This window comes from Micromonospora sp. NBC_01740, from assembly GCF_035920365.1.
GTDB classification, from domain to species: domain Bacteria; phylum Actinomycetota; class Actinomycetes; order Mycobacteriales; family Micromonosporaceae; genus Micromonospora; species Micromonospora reichwaldensis.
Window position 1 is genome coordinate 4,343,442 of record NZ_CP109150.1, and the last position, 20,671, is coordinate 4,364,112.

A 20,671-nucleotide genomic window follows, 5' to 3' on the forward strand; every position below is an offset into this window, starting at 1 on the left:
CACGAGTCCGCCGCTTGCCCCTTAGCGACAGGTGATCAACCCGATGGCGAACGAAGCCAAGCTCCGCGAGTACCTCAAGCGCGTCACCGCTGACCTGCACGAGACCAGCGAACGCCTGAGGGCCGTCGACGAGCAGAACCACGAGCCGATCGCGATCGTGGGGATGGCCTGCCGCTACCCGGGCGGGGTGCGGACCCCCGAGGCCCTGTGGCGGCTGGTCGAGTCCGGCGTCGACGCCGTCACGCCGTTCCCCGCGGACCGGGGCTGGGACGTGGAGAACCTCTACGACCCGGACCCGGACGCGCACGGCAAGTCGTACACCCGCGAGGGTGGCTTCCTGCACGACGCCGGCGAGTTCGACGGCGGGTTCTTCGGCATCTCGCCGCGCGAGGCGCTGGCCATGGACCCGCAGCAGCGGCTGCTGCTCGAGGTCGCCTGGGAGGCGGTCGAGCGGGCCGGCATCGCCGCCGACTCGCTCAAGGGCAGCCGCACCGGCGTCTTCACCGGCGTCATGTACCACGACTATGTCTCCCGGCTGAACGGCGTGCCGGAGGAGGTCGAGGCGTTCGTCGGCACCGGCAACCACGGCAGCGTCGTCTCCGGCCGCATCGCGTACACCTTCGGGTTCGAGGGCCCGGCGGTGACCGTCGACACCGCCTGCTCGTCCTCGCTGGTGGCGATGCACCTCGCCGTGCAGGCCCTGCGCTCCGGCGAGTGCACGCTCGCGCTGGCCGGCGGCGTCACCGTCATGTCCAGCCCCGACACGTTCGTCGGCTTCAGCCGCCAGCGCGGCCTGTCCCCGGACGGGCGCTGCAAGTCCTTCGCCGCCGCCGCCGACGGCACCGGCTGGAGCGAGGGCGCCGGCCTGCTGCTGCTGGAACGGCTCTCCGACGCCCAGCGCAACGGCCACCCGGTGCTCGCCGTCGTCCGTGGCACGGCCGTCAACCAGGACGGCGCCTCCAACGGCCTCACCGCGCCGCACGGCCCGTCCCAGCAGCGGGTGATCCGCCAGGCCCTCGCGAACGCCCGACTCTCCCCGGCCGACGTGGACGCGGTGGAGGCCCACGGCACCGGCACCCGCCTCGGCGACCCCATCGAGGCGCAGGCGCTGCTCGCCACGTACGGCCGGGACCGGGCCGAGGACCAGCCCCTCTGGCTCGGCTCGATCAAGTCCAACCTCGGGCACACCCAGGCCGCGGCCGGCGTCGCCGGCGTGATCAAGATGGTCATGGCGATGCGCCACGGCGTCCTGCCGCGGACCCTGCACGTCGACGAGCCGTCCCCGCACGTCGACTGGTCGGCCGGGGCGGTGAGCCTGCTCCGCGAGCCGCGCCCGTGGCCGCGTGGCACCCGGCCCCTGCGGGCCGGCGTCTCCTCCTTCGGCGTCAGCGGCACCAACGCCCACGTCATCGTCGAGGCCGCCCCGCCCGCCCCGCAGCCGGCCGCCGGCACCGACGCCGTCGCCGGACCCGACCCGCTGCCGTGGGTCGTCTCCGCGCGCAGCGCCGCCGCGCTCGGCGCCCAGGCCGACCGGCTGCGCTCCTGGCTCGCCGAGCACCCCGACGCCGCGCCGGCCGCCGTGGGCCGGGCCCTGGCCGCCGGCCGGTCCGTCCTGGAACACCGGGCGGTGCTGCTCGGGGCCGACCGGGACGAGCTGGTCGCCGGGCTCGGCGCGCTCGCCGACGGCGTCCCGGCGGCGTCCGTGCGGCGCGGGGTCGCCAGCCCCACCCGCGTCGCCGTGCTCTGCACCGGGCAGGGCGCCCAGCGCGTCGGCATGGGCCGCCAGTTGTACGCGGCGTTCCCGGTCTTCGCCGCGGCCTTCGACGCCGCCTGCGTCGAACTGGACAAGCACCTCGACCGGCCCGTACGCGCCGTGCTCGACGGTCCCGCCGAGGTGCTCGACCGCACCGGCTACGCCCAGGCGGCGCTGTTCGCCGTCGAGGTGGCGGCCTACCGGCTCGTCGAGTCCTGGGGCGTCGTGCCGGACTTCGTGGCCGGCCACTCGGTCGGCGAGGTGGCCGCCGCGCACGTCGCCGGCGTGCTGTCGCTGCCCGACGCCGCGCGCCTGGTCGCCGCCCGGGGCACCCTGATGCAGGCCCTGCCCACCGGCGGGGCGATGGTGTCGATCCGCGCCACCGAGGCGGAGGTGCGCGCGCACCTGGACACCGCCGGCGAGGCGGCCGGCGCCGGCCTGGCCGCCGTCAACGGCCCGGAGTCCGTCGTCGTCTCCGGCGACGAGGACGCCGTGCTGGCGGTCGCCGCACACTTCGCGGCCCTCGGCCGCAGCACGAAGCGGCTGCGGGTCAGCCACGCCTTCCACTCCGCCCGGATGGACCCGATGCTCGACGCGTTCGGCGACGTGCTCGGGCAGTTGACCTTCGCCGCGCCCCGGATCCCCGTGGTCTCCACCGTGACGGGAGCGGTGCTCGACCCCGACGAGGTGCGCTCCCCGGCGTACTGGCTGCGCAACGTCCGCGACACCGTCCGCTTCGAGGCTGCCGTGGCCACCCTGCGCGAACTCGGGGTGGGCGCGTACGTCGAGGTGGGGCCGGGCGGGGTGCTCTCCGCGCTGACCCAGGAGATCGTCGGCGCAGACCAGGCGGTGTGCGCCCCGATGCTGCGCGCCGACCACGACGAGGCGGCGACCGCGCTGGCCGCCGCCGCCACCGTCTGGGCCCGGGGCGTGCCGGTGGACTGGGCGGCCCTGTTCGACGGCCCGCCCGTGCCGGTCGACCTGCCGACGTACGCGTTCCAGCGCGAGCGCTACTGGCTGCTGCCCCTGCCGCAGGCCGCCGACGTGACCGCCGCCGGACTGACCCCGACCGGCCACCCGCTGCTCGGCGCGGTGTTCCGCTCGGCCGACGGCGACGAGGTGACGCTCACCGGCCGGCTGTCGGTGGAGAGCCAGCCCTGGCTGGCCGAGCACGCCGTACGCGACGTGGTGCTCTTCCCCGGAACCGGCTTCGTGGAGCTGGCGCTGCGCGCCGGCGCGGAGGTCGGCGCCGACCGGCTCGCCGAGCTGACCCTCCAGGCGCCGCTGGTGCTGCCGGAGACCGGCGGCGTCGACGTGCAGGTCGCCGCCGAGCGTGCCGGCGGCGAGGCGTGGCAGTTGACGGTCCACGCCCGCCGCTCCGGCACCGACGACCTGTGGGTCCGGCACGCCACCGGCCTGCTCGCCCCGGCGCACGAGGACGGCGGCGCCACGCTGGCGGACTGGCCGCCGACCGGCGCCACCGCCCTCGACGTGTCGGAGCTGACCGGGCGGGCGGCGCGGGCCGGGTTCGCGTACGGCCCTGCCTTCCAGGGGCTGCGCGCCGCCTGGCGGGTCGGCACCGACGTGTACGCCGAGGTGGCGCTGCCCGAGCCAGCGGCCGACGACGCCGGCGCGTACGGGCTGCACCCGGCGCTGCTCGACGCCGCCGTGCAGGCGGTCGGGCTCGGCATCGTCGACCCCGGCGAGGCCCGGCTGCCGTTCGCCTGGTCGGACGTGACGCTGTCCGCCCACGGCGCGGACACGCTGCGGGTACGGCTGACCCCCACCGGCGCGGACACGGTGGCCATGCTGGTCGCGGACGCCGCCGGCGAACCCGTCGCCCGGGTCGGCTCCCTGGTGCTGCGGCCCCTGCCGGCCGGGGAACTCACCTCCGGCGGGTCCCCGTGGCGTCGCTCGCTGTTCCGCCTCGACTGGCCCCGGCACGCCGGCGGAGTGGGCGCGCCCGACGGCACGACCTGGGCGGTGCTCGGCGACCGCCCCGCGCCGCTGCCGTCCGGCGTGACCGCCGCCCGGCACGCCGACCTCGACGCGCTCTGCGACGCGGGGGTACCCGACGTCGTGCTGTACCCGGTGGCCGGCGCCGCCGCGACCCGCCCCGGCCCGGTCCACGACCTGCTCGCCGAGGTCCTCGCCGTGCTCCAGGGCTGGCTCGCCGCCGAGCGCCACACCGGCGGGTCCCGGCTGGTCGTCCTCACCAGCGGCGCCGTCGCCGTGGACGACGACGCCGACGTCGCCGACCTGGCCGGCGCCGCCGTGTGGGGCCTGCTCCGGTCCGCCCAGGCCGAACACCCCGGCCGGTTCCTCGTCGTCGACCTCGACGAGGAGGAGAGCTCCGCGTCCGCCCTCGCCGGCCTGCTGTCGGCCGACGAGCCGCAGGCGGCGGTGCGCGACGGCGTGGTCCGGGTGCCCCGGCTCGTCGCCGCCCCGGAACCCGACGCGCCGGCGCCGGCGCTGGACCCGGACGGCACGGTGCTGGTCACCGGCGGCACCGGTGCCCTGGGCGCGCTCGTCGCCCGCCACCTGGTCACCCGGCACGGGGTCCGCCACCTGGTGCTGACCAACCGGCGCGGGCCCGCCGCGGCCGGCGCCGCCGACCTGCTCGCCGACCTCGCCGACCTGGGGGCCACCGCGACGGTCGAGGCGTGCGACGCCGCCGACCCCGACGCCCTCGCCGCGCTGCTCGACCGGATCGACCCGGCGCACCCGCTGACCGGCGTGGTGCACACCGCCGGCGTGCTGGCCGACCGCACCCTGACCTCGCTCACCGCCGAGTCCCTCGACGAGGTGCTCCGGCCGAAGGTGGACGCCGCCGCGCACCTGCACGAGCTGACCGCCGCCCACGGCCTCGCGCTCTTCGTCACCTACTCGTCGGCGGCCGGCGTGACCGGCAGCCCCGGCCAGGCCAACTACGCGGCGGCCAACGCCTTCCTGGACGCGCTCGCGCACCGGCGGCGGGCCGCGGGCCTCCCCGCACACTCCCTGGCCTGGGGACCGTGGGTCGAATCGGGCGGCGGCATGACCGCCGGCCTCGACCGGGCCGACACCGACCGGCTGGCCCGCGCGGGCGTACGGCCGCTTCCCGAGGCGGACGGCCTCGCCCTGCTCGACGCCGCCCTGCTGACCGGCCTGCCCACGACGGTGCCGATGGCGCTGGACGGCCCGGCGCTGCGCGCCCAGGCCGAGGCGGGCACCCTGCCGTCGGTCCTGCGCGGCCTGGTCCGCGCGCCCCGGCGTCGCGCCGCGCGGTCGGGTCCGGCGGAGACCGCCGCCCTGACCGAACGGCTGGCCGGGCTCGACCGCGAGGAGCGCGCCGCGGCCCTGCTGCGGCTCGTCCTCGACCAGGTCGCGGCGGTGCTGGGGTACGCCGACGCCGCCGCCGTCGAGGCCGGACGCCCGTTCACCGAGCTGGGCTTCGACTCGCTGACCGCCGTCGAGCTGCGCAACCGGCTGGGTGCGGTGACCGGCCTGCGCCTGCCGGCGACCCTGGTCTTCGACCACCCGACCCCGCTCGCCCTGGCCGAGCACCTGGACGCCGAGACCGGGACCGCCGCCGGTGCGCCGCCGGCCCCGGTCGCCGCCGTCGCGGCGCTCGACGAGCCGATCGCGATCGTCGGCATGAGCTGCCGCTACCCGGGCGGCGTACGCAGCCCCGAGCAGTTGTGGGACCTCCTCGTGGCCGGTGGGGACGGCATCACCGGCTTCCCCGCCGACCGGGGCTGGGACGTCGACGACCTGTACGACCCGTCCGGCGCGCGCCGGGGCAGCAGCTACGCCCGCGAGGGCGGCTTCCTGGCCGACGCCGGCGACTTCGACGCCGACCTGTTCAAGATCTCGCCGCACGAGGCGCTCGCCATGGATCCGCAGCAGCGGCTGCTGCTGGAGACCTCGTGGGAGGCCATCGAGGACGCCCGGATCGACCCGCTCGCGCTGCGGGGCCGCCCCGTCGGCGTGTTCGCCGGCATGATGTACCACAACCACGCCGCCGGGCTGGCCGACGTTCCGGAGGCCCTCGACGGCTACCTCGGCGTCGGCACCGCCAGCAGCGTGTTGTCGGGCCGGGTGGCGTACTCGTTCGGCTTCGAGGGGCCGGCGGTGACGGTGGACACGGCGTGTTCGTCGTCGCTGGTGGCGTTGCACCTGGCGGTGCAGGCGCTGCGGTCGGGCGAGTGCGACCTGGCGCTGGCCGGCGGCGTCACCGTGATGGCGACCCCGGAGACGTTCATCGACTTCTCCCGGCAGCGGGGCATGGCCCCCGACGGCCGGTGCAAGTCGTTCTCGGACGCGGCGGACGGCACGGGCTGGTCCGAGGGCGTCGGCGTGTTGCTGGTGCAGCGGCTGTCGGACGCGCGGCGCGACGGCCGCCGGGTCCTCGCGGTCGTGCGGGGCACGGCCGTCAACCAGGACGGCGCGTCGAACGGGTTGACGGCGCCGAACGGCCCCTCGCAGCAGCGGGTGATCCGCCAGGCCCTCGCGAACGCCCGGCTGGGCGTCGCCGACGTCGACGTCGTGGAGGCGCACGGCACGGGCACGACGCTGGGCGACCCCATCGAGGCCCAGGCGCTGCTCGCCACGTACGGGCAGGACCGCGACGACCGGGACGCGCTGCTGCTGGGGTCGGTGAAGTCGAACATCGGCCACACGCAGGCCGCCGCCGGGGTGGCGGGCGTCATCAAGATGATCATGGCCATGCGGCACGGGACCGTGCCGGCGACGCTGCACGTGGACGAGCCCTCGTCGCACGTGGACTGGTCGTCGGGCGCCGTGGAGCTGGTGACGCAGGCGCGTGAGTGGCCGGGTGTGGGCCGCGCGCGCAGAGCGGCCGTGTCGTCGTTCGGCATCTCCGGCACGAACGCCCACGTGATCATCGAACAGGCGGAGCCGGAGCCCGCCGCGGCGTCTGCCGCAGCCGTCGGGTTGCCGGTGCCGTGGATGCTGTCGGGACGCTCCGAGCGGGGCCTGGCCGGCCAGGCGGCGCGGTTGGCGTCGTTCGTGCGCGATCGTGGCCTGTCGCCGGTGGATGTGTCGTGGTCGTTGGCGACGACCCGGGCGGCGTTGGAGCATCGCGCGGTGGTGTGGGGCTCGGACGCGGACGAGCTGGTCGCCGGCCTGTCGGCGGTGGCCGAGGGCCGGTCGTCGGGTGTGGTGTCGGCGGGCCGCCAGGCGGTGCTCTTCACGGGCCAGGGCTCGCAGCGCGTGGGCATGGGCCGGGAGCTGCACGACGCGTTCCCGGTCTTCGCGGCGTCCTTCGACGAGGTGTGCGCGGAGATCGATCCGCACCTGCCGCGCGCGCTGCGCGAGGTGGTGTTCGCGGAGGCGGGTTCGGCCGACGCCGGCCTCTTGGATCAGACCGTCTTCGCGCAGGCGGGGTTGTTCGCGGTCGAGGTGGCGTTGTGGGAGCTGCTTGCGTCGTGGGGTGTGCGGGCGGACTTCCTGGCGGGTCACTCGATCGGTGAGGTGACGGCGGCGTACGTGTCGGGGGTGTTGTCGCTGGCGGATGCGTGCACGCTGGTGGCGGCGCGGGGTCGGTTGATGCAGGCGCTGCCGGCCGGCGGTGTGATGGCGGCGGTCGGTGTGGCTGAGGCCGATGTGCGGGAGATCATCGAAGCTGTGGGTGCGGCGGTCGACGTCGCGGCGGTGAACGGTCCCGCGTCGGTGGTGGTCTCGGGTGCCGCCGGCGAGGTGGCGTCGGTGGTGGCGGCCTGTCGTGAGCGGGGTTGGCGGACGAAGGACCTGGCGGTCAGTCACGCGTTCCATTCGCGGTTGATGGAGCCGATGCTGGAGGAGTTCGCGTCGGTGGTGGCGGGGCTGGAGTGGCGGTCGCCGCGGGTGCCGATCGTGTCGAACGTGACCGGCGCGGTGGCGGACGCCGCAGAGATCACCGATCCCGGCTACTGGGTGCGGCACGTGCGGCAGCCGGTGCGGTTCGCCGATGGTGTGGTGGCGTTGCGGGCGCAGGGGGTGGACACCTTCCTGGAGGTTGGCCCGGATGCGACGTTGACGGCGATGGTGGCGGAGATCGTCGCGGATGCGGGGGTGCGGCGGGTTCCGGCGTCGCGGCGGGACCAGTCGGAGGTCGCCGCGGTGACGGCGGCGTTGGGGCAGTTGTGGGTGGCGGGTGTGCCGGTCGACTGGGCTGCCTACCACGGTCAGGTCGGCGCCCGGCCGGGCGTGGTCGACCTGCCCACGTACACCTTCGACCATCGACGTTACTGGATCAATGCCGCGACGCGGTCCTACCGTCCCCCCGCCGCCCGGCGTACCGCCGCCGACGAGGACTTCTGGCGGGCGATCGAGGCGGAGGACCTGACGACCCTCGCCGAGAGCCTGGCCGTCGACGCCGACGCTCCGCTCGCGGACGTGCTGCCGGCGCTGTCCACCTGGCGACGCCGCCGGGACGCCGAAGCGGCCCTCGACTCCTGGCGCTACCGGGTGGCCTGGCAGCCGCTCGCGGACGACGCCGCCCGCGCCGAGGCGACCGACTTCCTGCTCGTCGTACCGGCCGACGCCGACGCGGCCGTGACGGACTGGGCCGCCGCCCTCGGCGCCGCCGGCGGGCGGATCGTCGAGGTCGACGCCGCGTACGACCGCAAGCGGCTCGCCCACGACCTCGCCGAGGCGTCGGCCGGCCGCGACGGGGACGTGCTGCCCGTACTCTCCCTGCTGGCCCTCGACACCCGGCCGTACGCCGGGGCCGCCTCCGTGCCGACGGGCCTCGCCGGCACGGTCGCGCTCGCGCAGGCGCTCGGGGACGCCGGGATCGCCGCCCGGCTCTGGATCGTCACCCGCGGCGCGGTCTCCGTCGGGTCCCGGGACCGGCACGTCGACCCCGTACAGGCCATGGCGTGGGGCTTCGGCAGCGTGCTGCGCGCCGAGCACCCGCACCGGTGGGGCGGGCTCGTCGACGTCCCCGAGCAGCCCGACCAGGGCGTCGTGCGCATGCTCCGGACGCTGATCGCCGGCACCGGTCAGGAGGACGAGGTCGCCCTCCGCGGTACCGGCGGCCACGCCCGCCGGCTCGTTCGTGCGACGTACGGCGACACCGGTGCGCGCCGTTCCTGGACGCCGCGCGGCACGGTGCTGATCACCGGCGGCACCGGGGCGCTCGGGGGACACGTCGCCCGCACGCTGGCCGCCGAAGGAGCCGAACACCTCCTGCTGGTCAGCCGGCGGGGTGGCGAGGCGCCCGGCGCGACCGCCCTCGCCGAGGAACTCGCCGGGCTCGGCACCCGGGTCACCCTCGCGTCCTGCGACGTGGCCGACCGGGCCGCGCTCGCGGCGCTGCTCGACTCGATCCCCGCCGAGCTTCCGCTGAGCGCCGTCGTGCACACCGCCGCCGCCCTCGACGACAACGTCGTCGACGCCGTCGGCGTCGACCAGCTGGCCACCGCCCTGCGGGCGAAGGTCGACGCCGCGCGCAACCTGGACGAGCTGACCCGGGGCACCGACCTCTCCGCCTTCGTCCTCTTCTCCTCCCTCGCCGGCCTCATGGGCGCCGCCGGGCAGACCACCTACGCGCCGGGCAACGCCTTCCTCGACGCGCTGGCGCAGCGGCGTCGCGCGGAGGGGCTGCCGGCGACCTCGCTCGCCTGGGGCCTGTGGGCCGACGGCGGGGTGAGCGCCGGTGAGTTCGAGCAGCGGCTGAGCCGCACCGGCTTCGGCGCGATGGCACCGGAGACGGCCGTACGCGCCCTCACCCGGGCGCTGGACCGCGACGAGACGTACCTCGTGGTGGCCGACATCGACTGGGCCCGGGTGGCCGCCGCCGGCGGTCGGCGCCCGCACCCGCTGGTCCGCGACCTGCTGGCCGAGGCCGGCGCGGCGGCCGACGCCCCCGTGCCGGCGGCCGACCTGCGCCTCCGCCTGGCGGGAATGTCCGGTGCGGAGCAGCTGCGCGCCCTCGGCGAGCTCGTGCGTGCCGAGGTCGCGGCCGTGCTGGGCCACGAGTCCGCCGAGCGGGTGGCACCGGACCGGGCCTTCCAGGACCTCGGCTTCACGTCGCTGGCGGCGGTCGAGCTGCGCAACCGGCTCGACGCCGCGACCGGCCTCGCGCTGCCGACCACGCTCGCCTTCGACTACCCGAACTCGGCGGCCCTGGCCGGCCACATCCACGCCGAGCTGCTCGGCGGGCAGGCGCTGCCCGTCCTCGCCACCACCGGCCCCGTCGTGGGCGACGACCCGATCGTCATCGTCGGCATGGGCTGCCGTTTCCCGGCCGGAGCCGAGTCCCCGGAGGGGCTCTGGGACCTGCTGACGGCCGGCGCCGACGCGATGTCGGGCTTCCCGACCAACCGGCACTGGGACCTGGAGTCCCTGGCCGGCACCGACTCCTACGTCTCGCGCGGGGCCTTCCTGGCCGACGCGGGTGGCTTCGACGCGGAGTTCTTCGGCATCTCGCCGCGCGAGGCGCTGGCCATGGACCCGCAGCAGCGGCTGCTGCTGGAGGTCGCCTGGGAGGCGTTCGAGGACGCCCGGATCGAGCCCCTCGCGCTGCGCGGCGACCGGGTCGGGGTGTTCGCCGGCACGAACGGGCAGGACTACGAGACCGTCGTACGCCAGGCCGGGGAGGCGCTCGCCGGATTCGGTGCGACCGGCGCCTCCGCAAGCGTGTTGTCGGGCCGGGTGGCGTACTCGTTCGGGTTCGAGGGGCCGGCGGTGACGGTGGACACGGCGTGTTCGTCGTCGCTGGTGGCGTTGCACCTGGCTGTGCAGGCGCTGCGGTCGGGCGAGTGCGACCTGGCCCTGGCCGGCGGCGTCACCGTGATGGCCACCCCGGGTGCCTTCATCGAGTTCTCCCGCCAGGGCGGGCTGTCGGCGGACGGCCGCTGCAAGGCCTTCGCCGAGTCGGCGGACGGTACCGCGTGGGGCGAGGGCGTCGGCGTGCTCGTGGTGCAGCGCCTGTCGGACGCGCGGCGCGACGGGCGTCGCATCCTGGCGGTGGTACGCGGTTCGGCGGTGAATCAGGATGGTGCGTCGAACGGGTTGACGGCGCCGAACGGTCCGTCGCAGCAGCGGGTGATCCGGCAGGCCCTCGCGAGTGCGGGTCTGTCCACGGCCGACGTGGACGTGGTGGAGGCACACGGCACCGGTACGTCGTTGGGTGATCCGATTGAGGCTCAGGCGTTGTTGGCGACGTATGGGCAGGGTCGGGATGTGCCGTTGTTGTTGGGGTCGGTGAAGTCGAACATCGGTCACACGCAGGCGGCTGCGGGGGTGGCCGGGATCATCAAGATGATCTTGGCGATGCGGCATGGGATGGTGCCGGCGACGTTGCACGTGGATGCGCCGTCGTCGCATGTGGACTGGGCGTCGGGTGCGGTGGAGCTGGTGACGGCGTCGCGTGAGTGGCCGGGGGCGGGGCGTCCTCGGCGGGCGGGTGTGTCGTCGTTCGGCATCTCCGGCACGAACGCGCACGTGATCATCGAGCAGCCGGAGTTGGCGGCGGAACCCGCCTCGCAGCCGGTGCTGGGGGCTGCGGCCGCGTCGGCTGCGGAGCCGGTGGCGGCAGCGGAGTCCGTCCGCCCCTCGGGTGCGGAGCTGCGCGGCGAGGCCGACCGGGGTGGATCGGCGGACGGGGTGCCGGTTCCGGCGGCCGCCGGGGGCGCGTCCGTGGGCCTGCCGGTGCCGTGGGTGGTGTCGGGGCGCTCCGAGCGGGGCCTGGCGGGTCAGGCGGGGCGGTTGGCGTCGTTCGTGCGCGATCGTGGCCTGTCGCCGGTGGACGTGTCGTGGTCGTTGGCGACGACCCGGGCGGCGTTGGAGTACCGGGCGGTGGTGTGGGGCTCGTCGGTGGACGACCTGGTTGTTGGTCTGTCGGCGGTGGCCGAGGGGCGGCCGGCGGTGTCGGGCGTGATGTCGGCGGGCCGCCGGGCGGTGTTGTTCACGGGTCAGGGTTCGCAGCGCGTCGGGATGGGCCGGGAGCTGTATGACGCGTTCCCGGTCTTTGCGGCGTCGTTCGACGAGGTGTGCGCGCGTTTCGACGGCTTGTTGCCGCGTGCGCTGCGTGAGGTGGTGTTCGCGGAGCCGGGTTCGGAAGCTGCTGCTCTGTTGGATCAGACCGTCTTCGCGCAGGCGGGGTTGTTCGCGGTCGAGGTGGCGTTGTGGGAGTTGTTGTTGTCGTGGGGTGTGCGGGCGGACTTCCTGGCGGGTCACTCGATCGGTGAGGTGACGGCGGCGTACGTGTCGGGGATGCTGTCCCTGCCGGACGCGTGCACGCTGGTGGCGGCGCGGGGCCGGTTGATGCAGGCGTTGCCGGCCGGCGGCGTCATGGCGGCCGTCGGCGCGTCGGAGGAGGCTGTCGCCGAGCTGATCGAGGCGTCGGGTGCGGCGGTGGACATCGCGGCGGTCAACGGTCCCGCGTCGGTGGTGGTCTCGGGTGCCGCGGGCGAGGTGGCCCCGGTGGTGGCTGCCGCCCGTGAGCGGGGTTGGCGGGTCAAGGAGCTGTCGGTCAGTCACGCGTTCCACTCCCGCCTGATGGAGCCGATGCTCGACGAGTTCGCGTCGGTGGTGGCGGGGCTCGACTGGCGGGTGCCGCGCGTCGCGGTGGTGTCGAACGTGACGGGTGCCGTGGCGGACCCGTTGGAGCTGGTGGATCCGGAGTACTGGGTGCGGCACGTGCGGCAGCCGGTGCGGTTCGCCGATGGTGTGGTGGCGTTGCGGGCGCTGGGGGTGGACACCTTCCTGGAGGTGGGTCCGGATGCGACGTTGACGGCGATGGTGGCGGAGATCGTCGCGGATGCGGGGGTGCGGCGGGTTCCGGCGTCGCGGCGGGACCAGTCGGAGGTCGCCGCGGTGACGGCGGCGTTGGGGCAGTTGTGGGTGGCGGGTGTGCCGGTCGACTGGGCTGCCTACCACGGTCAGGTCGGCGCCCGGCCGGGCGTGGTCGACCTGCCCACGTACGCCTTCGACCACACCTGGTACTGGCCCGAGGCGGCGCCCGTGGCCCGCCGGGACGCGCACGGCGAGGCTCTCGACGGGCGGTTCTGGGCGGCCGTGGAGTCCGGCGACCCCGACCTGGTCGGCGGCGAGCTGGGCGTCGGCGCGGACGAACCGTTCAGCGCGGTCCTGCCGAAGCTCGCGCAGTGGCGGCGGGCCGCACAGCAGCAGTCGACCGTGGATTCCTGGCGCTACCGCGTGGTGTGGCGACGCCAGGACGCGACCGGGAACGAGAACCTGACCGGCTCCTGGCTGGTGCTGATGGTTCCCGGCCAGGAGGACCACCCGCTGCTGGCCGGGCTGGCGCAGCGGGGCGCCGAGGTGGTGCCGGTGGTGCTGGACGCGCTGGACCGGGACGAGATCGCGCGCCGACTGGCCGGAGCGGTGGAGGCCGGGAAGCCGGTCGCCGGGCTTGTCTCGCTGCTGTCGCTGGCCGGAGCGGGCGTGGTCGAGGCGCTGGCGGTGGCGCAGGCGCTGGCCACGACGGAGGTCCAGGGGCGGCTCTGGTGGCTCACCCGTGGGGCGGTCTCCGTGGACGACGCGGAGCCCCTGACCGACGTGGTGGGTGCTGCGGTGTGGGGTTTGGGTCGGGTGGTGGGTTTGGAGGTGCCGTTGCGGTGGGGTGGTTTGGTGGATTTGCCGGGGTTGTTGGATGGGGGTGTGTGGGGTCGGTTGTGTGGGGTGTTGTCGTCGGCTGGTGGTGAGGATCAGGTGGCGTTGCGGTCGTCGGGTGTGTTTGTGCGGCGGTTGGTGCGTGCGGGTTCTCCGACGACTGCGGGTGCTGGTGGTTTTCGGTTGTCGGGGACGGTGTTGGTGACGGGTGGTACGGGGGCGTTGGGTGCGCGGGTGGCGTTGTGGGCGGTGGGTGTGGGTGCGGAGCATGTGGTGTTGGTGAGTCGGCGGGGTGGTGGTGCGCCGGGTGTGGGTGAGTTGGTGGGGCGGTTGGAGGGTTTGGGTGTGCGGGTGTCGGTGGTGGGTTGTGATGTGGCGGATCGTGGTGCGGTGGCGGGGTTGTTGGGGGATTTGGTGGGTCGGGGTGAGCGGTTGCGGGCGGTGGTGCATGCGGCGGGTGCGGCGCAGTTGACGCCGTTGGGTGAGGTGGGTGTGGGTGAGGTGGAGGAGGTGTTGCGGGCGAAGGTTGGTGGTGCGGTGGTGTTGGATGAGTTGACTGCTGGTTTGGATTTGGATGCGTTTGTGGTGTTTTCGTCGATTGCGGGGGTGTGGGGTTCGGCGGGTCAGGTGGGGTATGCGGCGGCGAATGCGTTTTTGGATGGGTTGGTGGTGTCGCGGCGTGGTCGTGGGTTGGTGGGGACGTCGGTGGCGTGGGGGCCGTGGGCTGAGGCGGGTATGGCGGTGGGGGTGGCGGGGGAGCAGTTGAGTCGGCGTGGGTTGCCGGGGATGGCTCCGGAGTTGGCGGTGGCGGCGTTGCAGCGGGCGTTGGATGGTGATGAGGGTCAGGTGGTGGTGGCGGATGTGCGGTGGGATCGGTTTGTGCCGTCGTTCACGGCGTTGCGTCCGTCGCGTCTGTTCACCGACATCCCCGAGGCGCAGGCGGCGATCGAGGCGGCCGCCCGAGCCGAGACCGGCCCCACCGACCGGGCCTCCGCACTGCGCGAGCGGCTCGCGGCCCTGACGCCGCCGGAGGTCGAGGCGTCCCTCCTGGACCTCGTACGCTCCCAGGTCGCCGCGGTGCTCGGCCACGCCACCGTGGAGGCGGTGCGGCCGGACCGGGCATTCCAGCGTCTCGGCTTCGACTCGCTCACCGCCGTCGAGCTGCGCAACCGGCTGACCGCCGAAACGGGCCTCGCGTTGCCCTCCACCCTGGTCTTCGACCACCCGACGCCGGCCGCCCTGGTCGCCTTCATCCGGGAGACCGTGCTCGGAGCATCGGGTGCCGCGCCGGCCGACCGCAGGGTCGCCACCGTGGACGACGACCCGATCGTGATCGTCGGGATGGGCTGCCGCCTTCCGGGTGGCGTCGGGTCCCCGGAAGAACTGTGGCAACTGCTCTCCACGGGACGCGACGGCATCTCCGAGTTCCCCCTCGACCGGGGCTGGGACAGCTTCCTCAACAGCGGCCTGTCCGACACGTCCTTCGCCCGCAGGGGCGGCTTCGTCTACGACGCCGGTGAGTTCGACGCCGAGTTCTTCGGCATCTCACCGCGCGAGGCCCTCGCCATGGACCCGCAGCAGCGGCTGCTGCTGGAAACGTCGTGGGAGGCCGTCGAATCGGCGGGCATCGATCCGACCAGCCTGCGGGGTGGCGCGGTCGGCGTCTTCGCCGGGGCCAGCTTCCAGGGGTACGCCAGCGGGTCGGTCGGTCGGGCCCAGGAGGTCGGCGGCCACCTGCTCACCGGCAACGCGACAAGCGTGTTGTCGGGCCGGGTGGCGTACTCGTTCGGGTTCGAGGGTCCGGCGGTGACGGTGGACACGGCGTGTTCGTCGTCGCTGGTCGCGTTGCACCTCGCGGCGCAGGCGCTGCGGTCCGGCGAGTGCGACCTCGCCCTGGCCGGCGGCGTCACCGTGATGGCCTCACCGGGCACCTTCGCCGAGTTCTCGATCCAGGGCGGCCTGTCCGCCGACGGCCGCTGCAAGTCGTTCTCGGACGCCGCGGACGGCACGGGCTGGTCCGAGGGCGTCGGCGTGCTCGTGGTGCAGCGGCTGTCGGACGCGCAACGCGACGGCCGCCGGGTGCTGGCGGTGGTGCGCGGTTCGGCGGTGAATCAGGATGGTGCGTCGAACGGGTTGACGGCGCCGAATGGTCCGTCGCAGCAGCGGGTGATCCGGCAGGCGTTGGCGTCTGCGGGTTTGTCGGCGGTTGATGTGGATGTGGTGGAGGCGCACGGTACGGGTACGTCGTTGGGTGATCCGATTGAGGCTCAGGCGTTGTTGGCGACGTATGGGCAGGGTCGGGATGTGCCGTTGTTGTTGGGGTCGGTGAAGTCGAACATCGGTCACACGCAGGCGGCTGCGGGGGTGGCCGGGATCATCAAGATGATCTTGGCGATGCGGCATGGGATGGTGCCGGCGACGTTGCACGTGGATGCGCCGTCGTCGCATGTGGACTGGGCGTCGGGTGCGGTGGAGCTGGTGACGGCGTCGCGTGAGTGGCCGGGGGCGGGGCGTCCTCGGCGGGCGGGTGTGTCGTCGTTCGGCATCTCCGGCACGAACGCGCACGTGATCATCGAGCAGCCGGAGCCGGAGCCGGCGCTGGAGTACGCGCCGGCCGCGGCGGTCGGGGTGCCGGTGCCGTGGGTGGTCTCGGGTCGCTCCGAGCGGGGTCTGGCGGGTCAGGCGGGGCGGTTGGCGTCGTTCGTGCGGTCCCGGTCCGGCCTTGCGGTGGCGGATGTGTCGTGGTCGTTGGCGACCACCCGGGCGGCGTTGGAGCACCGGGCGGTCGTGTGGGGCTCGGACGTGGACGAGCTGGCGGCAGGCCTCGCGACGGTGGCCGAGGGCCACGTCTCGGGTGTGGTGTCGGCGGGTCGCCGGGCGGTGTTGTTCACGGGGCAGGGTTCGCAGCGCGTGGGCATGGGTCGCGAGCTGTATGACGCGTTCCCGGTCTTTGCGGCGTCGTTCGACGAGGTGTGCGCGGAGATCGATCCGCACCTGCCGCGCGCGCTGCGCGAGGTGGTGTTCGCGGAGGCGGGTTCGGCCGACGCCGGCCTCTTGGATCAGACCGTCTTCGCGCAGGCGGGGTTGTTCGCGGTCGAGGTGGCGTTGTGGGAGCTGCTTGCGTCGTGGGGTGTGCGGGCGGACTTCCTGGCGGGTCACTCGATCGGTGAGGTGACGGCGGCGTACGTGTCGGGGGTGTTGTCGCTGGCGGATGCGTGCACGCTGGTGGCGGCGCGGGGTCGGTTGATGCAGGCGCTGCCGGCCGGCGGTGTGATGGCGGCGGTCGGTGTGGCTGAGGCCGATGTGCGGGAGATCATCGAAGCTGTGGGTGCGGCGGTCGACGTCGCGGCGGTGAACGGTCCCGCGTCGGTGGTGGTCTCGGGTGCCGCCGGCGAGGTGGCGTCGGTGGTGGCGGCCTGTCGTGAGCGGGGTTGGCGGACGAAGGACCTGGCGGTCAGTCACGCGTTCCATTCGCGGTTGATGGAGCCGATGCTGGAGGAGTTCGCGTCGGTGGTGGCGGGGCTGGAGTGGCGGTCGCCGCGGGTGCCGATCGTGTCGAACGTGACCGGCGCGGTGGCGGACGCCGCAGAGATCACCGATCCCGGCTACTGGGTGCGGCACGTGCGGCAGCCGGTGCGGTTCGCCGATGGTGTGGCGGCGTTGCGGGCGCAGGGGGTGGACACCTTCCTGGAGGTCGGCCCCGACGCGGTCCTCACCGCCATGGCCGCCGAGGCGGACACTGCCGACGAGGTGCGGTACGTCGCCACGCTGCGCCGCAGCCAGCCCGACGTCACCACCCTCACCAATGCCGTCGGGCAGCTCTGGGCCGCCGGCGTGGCCGTCGACTGGGCGGCGTACCTCGGCCAGACCGGCGCCCGGCCGCGCGCGGTGGAACTGCCCACCTACGCCTTCGACCGGCAGCGCTACTGGCTGGAGGACCCCCAGCCCGGCTCGGCTCCGGAGCGGGCCGGCGCCCCGTCCGACGAGCAGTTCTGGGCGGCGGTCGAGTCCGGGGACCTCGGCGTGCTGGGCGAGGAGCTCGCCGTGGGCGCGGACGAGCCGTCCACGGCGCTGCTGCCCAAGCTCGCCCGGTGGCGGCGGGCGACGCAGCAGCGGGCCGTCGTCGACTCCTGGCGGTACCGGGCGACGTGGCGTACGGCCGCCGTGCCGGACTCCGCGACGTTGGCGGGGACCTGGCTGCTGCTGATGGCGCCCGGGCAGGAGGACCACCCGGTGGCCGCGGCGCTGGCCGCCCGGGCCGACCGGGCGGTCCCGGTGCTGGTCCCGGCCGGCGCCGACCGCGACCGGGTGGCGCGGCTGCTGCGGGAGGCGATGGGCTCCGACGACCGGGACGCCCACGTGGTGTCCCTGCTGTCGCTGGCCGAGCCGCGGGAGGAGTCCCCGGTTCCGGCCGCCGCCGAGGTGTCGACGGCGCTGGCCGTGGTGCAGGCGCTGACCGACGTCGGTGGGTCGGGCCGGCTGTGGTGGCTGACGCGTGGGGCGGTGTCGGTCGGCGGCTCGGACGAGCTGGCGGATGTCGCGGGTGCTGCGGTGTGGGGTTTGGGTCGGGTGGTGGGTTTGGAGGTGCCGTTGCGGTGGGGTGGTTTGGTGGATTTGCCGGGGTTGTTGGATGGGGGTGTGTGGGGTCGGTTGTGTGGGGTGTTGTCGTCGGCTGGTGGTGAGGATCAGGTGGCGTTGCGGTCGTCGGGTGTGTTTGTGCGGCGGTTGGTGCGTGCGGGTTCTCCGACGACTGCGGGTGCTGGTGGTTTTCGGTTGTCGGGGACGGTGTTGGTGACGGGTGGTACGGGGGCGTTGGGTGCGCGGGTGGCGTTGTGGGCGGTGGGTGTGGGTGCGGAGCATGTGGTGTTGGTGAGTCGGCGGGGTGGTGGTGCGCCGGGTGTGGGTGAGTTGGTGGGGCGGTTGGAGGGTTTGGGTGTGCGGGTGTCGGTGGTGGGTTGTGATGTGGCGGATCGTGGTGCGGTGGCGGGGTTGTTGGGGGATTTGGTGGGTCGGGGTGAGCGGTTGCGGGCGGTGGTGCATGCGGCGGGTGCGGCGCAGTTGACGCCGTTGGGTGAGGTGGGTGTGGGTGAGGTGGAGGAGGTGTTGCGGGCGAAGGTTGGTGGTGCGGTGGTGTTGGATGAGTTGACTGCTGGTTTGGATTTGGATGCGTTTGTGGTGTTTTCGTCGATTGCGGGGGTGTGGGGTTCGGCGGGTCAGGTGGGGTATGCGGCGGCGAATGCGTTTTTGGATGGGTTGGTGGTGTCGCGGCGTGGTCGTGGGTTGGTGGGGACGTCGGTGGCGTGGGGGCCGTGGGCTGAGGCGGGTATGGCGGTGGGGGTGGCGGGGGAGCAGTTGAGTCGGCGTGGGTTGCCGGGGATGGCTCCGGAGTTGGCGGTGGCGGCGTTGCAGCGGGCGTTGGATGGTGATGAGGGTCAGGTGGTGGTGGCGGATGTGCGGTGGGATCGGTTTGTGCCGTCGTTCACGGCGTTGCGTCCGTCGCGTCTGTTCACCGACATCCCCGAAGCACAGCCCGCACAGGCCGAGGAGACGCCGAAGGGCGAGGACCGCGGCGCGGCGTCGGCGCTGCGCGAGCGGCTCGCCGCCGCCTCCGGGCCGGAGCGCGACCGCATCCTGCTCGACCTGGTCCGCGGCACCGCCGCGGCGGTGCTGGGACACGCCACGCCGAGCGGGATCAGGCCCGCCCGCGGCTTCCTCGAACTGGGCTTCGACTCACTCACCGCCGTCGAGCTGCGCAACCGGCTGACCGCCGCAACGGGCATCGGGCTGCCCGCCACCCTCGTCTTCGACCATCCCACCCCGAACGCGCTCGCCGGTCACCTGCGGGCCGAGTTGGCGCCCGAGCAGCCGGCGTTGCCGATCGTGGCCGAGATCGAACGCCTCGACAAGCTCCTCGGCGGGCTGCCGGGCGACCAGGTCGACGACGCGGTCGTCGGTCGGCTGGAGGACCTGCTGGCCAGGTGGCGGGGACGACCCGCCGCCACCGCATCCGCGCCGGCCGCCCCGGAGGAGTTGGAGTCGGCGAGCCGGGACGAGCTCTTCGACATCATCCAGCGGGAGTTCGGCAAGTCCTGAGCGGACACTGCCCGACCCCGGGCAGGACGGGCCGGGGAAAGGGACACCTGGCGGCGCCGGACGCCTGACCGGCGCCGTCGGGCAGGTGCGGCTGCCTAGGGGTGCACGGATCCCGTCTAGGGGTGTGCCGGTGCGGGCCCGGCTCCGTAGGGTCGGAGCCCGTCAGGCCGTCTCGCCCTGCCCACCGGCAGCCGAGCGGTACGGATGTGGGTGCGTGCGGTACCCCGGATGGACGGGAGGTCCGCATGGCCGGATCCGGCCTGCCTCAGTTGCTCGCCATCAGTGACCTGCACGTGGTCCACGCGGAGAACAAGGCGATCGTCGAGCGGCTGCGGCCGGAGCGCGACGGCGACTGGCTCATCGTCGCCGGCGACGTCGGGGAGTTCGTCGCCGACATCGAGTGGGCGCTGGGACTGCTCAGCAACCGGTTCGCCAAGGTGATCTGGGCCCCCGGCAACCACGAGCTCTGGACCCCCCGCGAGGACCCGATCCAGCTGCGGGGAGACGCGCGCTACCAGCACCTGGTGGAGCTGTGCCGCGGGCTCGGGGTGGTGACTCCGGAGGACCCGTACCCCGTCTGGGACCCGCAGGGCGACGACCCGGTCCTGATCGCGCCGCTGTTCCTGCTCTACGACTACAGCTTCCGGCCGGCCGGGACGTACACGAAGGAGCAGGCCCTGGCGCGGGCCCACGAGGTCGGCGTGGTCTGCACCGACGAGATCCTGCTGCATCCGGACCCGTACCCGACGCGCGACGCCTGGTGCCGGGCGCGGCTGGCCCTGACCGAGCGCCGGCTCACCGCCGAGCGCAACGGGCTGCCCACCGTCCTGGTCAACCACTTCCCGCTCGTCCGCGAACCCACCCGGATCCTGCGGTACCCGGAGTTCGCGCAGTGGTGCGGCACCGAGGCCACCGCCGACTGGCACGTCCGGTTCGACGCCCGCGTCGCCGTCTACGGCCACCTGCACATCCCGCGCACCACCTGGTACGACGGGGTCCGCTTCGAAGAGGTCTCGGTGGGCTACCCACGGGAGTGGCGTCGCCGCTCGACGCCGCCGGGGCGGCTGCGCCGCATCCTGCCGGCGGTTGCCGGACAGCCCGCCTGAGCGCCGTCGCGATGCTGGTCACCGCTTTGTCCGGGACCCGCCGCGACGGCCCTCACGGGCCGGTCGATCAGGGGTTCTCTAGGGGTTGGGCGCGTGATGGGCGCTCAGTACCGTCCAGTCACGGTGGCGGGCATGTGTCGGCGGGACGGCCCGGCGT

Annotated in this window: 2 protein-coding genes; both read left to right on the forward strand. The window is 74.3% G+C overall.

Going from position 1 to position 20,671, the window contains the following annotated elements; genetic code table 11:
- Nucleotides 1-43: 43 nt before the first annotated feature.
- On the forward strand, nucleotides 44-19,408 hold the full coding sequence (locus OG989_RS19890; RefSeq protein WP_327028039.1) for a type I polyketide synthase: 19,365 nt from the start codon (nucleotides 44-46) through the stop codon (nucleotides 19,406-19,408).
- 245 nt (nucleotides 19,409-19,653) lie between these two features.
- Nucleotides 19,654-20,514 carry a metallophosphoesterase family protein gene (locus tag OG989_RS19895; RefSeq protein WP_327028040.1) on the forward strand — a complete coding sequence of 287 codons (861 nt, stop codon included), beginning with the start codon at nucleotides 19,654-19,656 and terminating at the stop codon, nucleotides 20,512-20,514.
- Nucleotides 20,515-20,671: the final 157 nt, after the last annotated feature.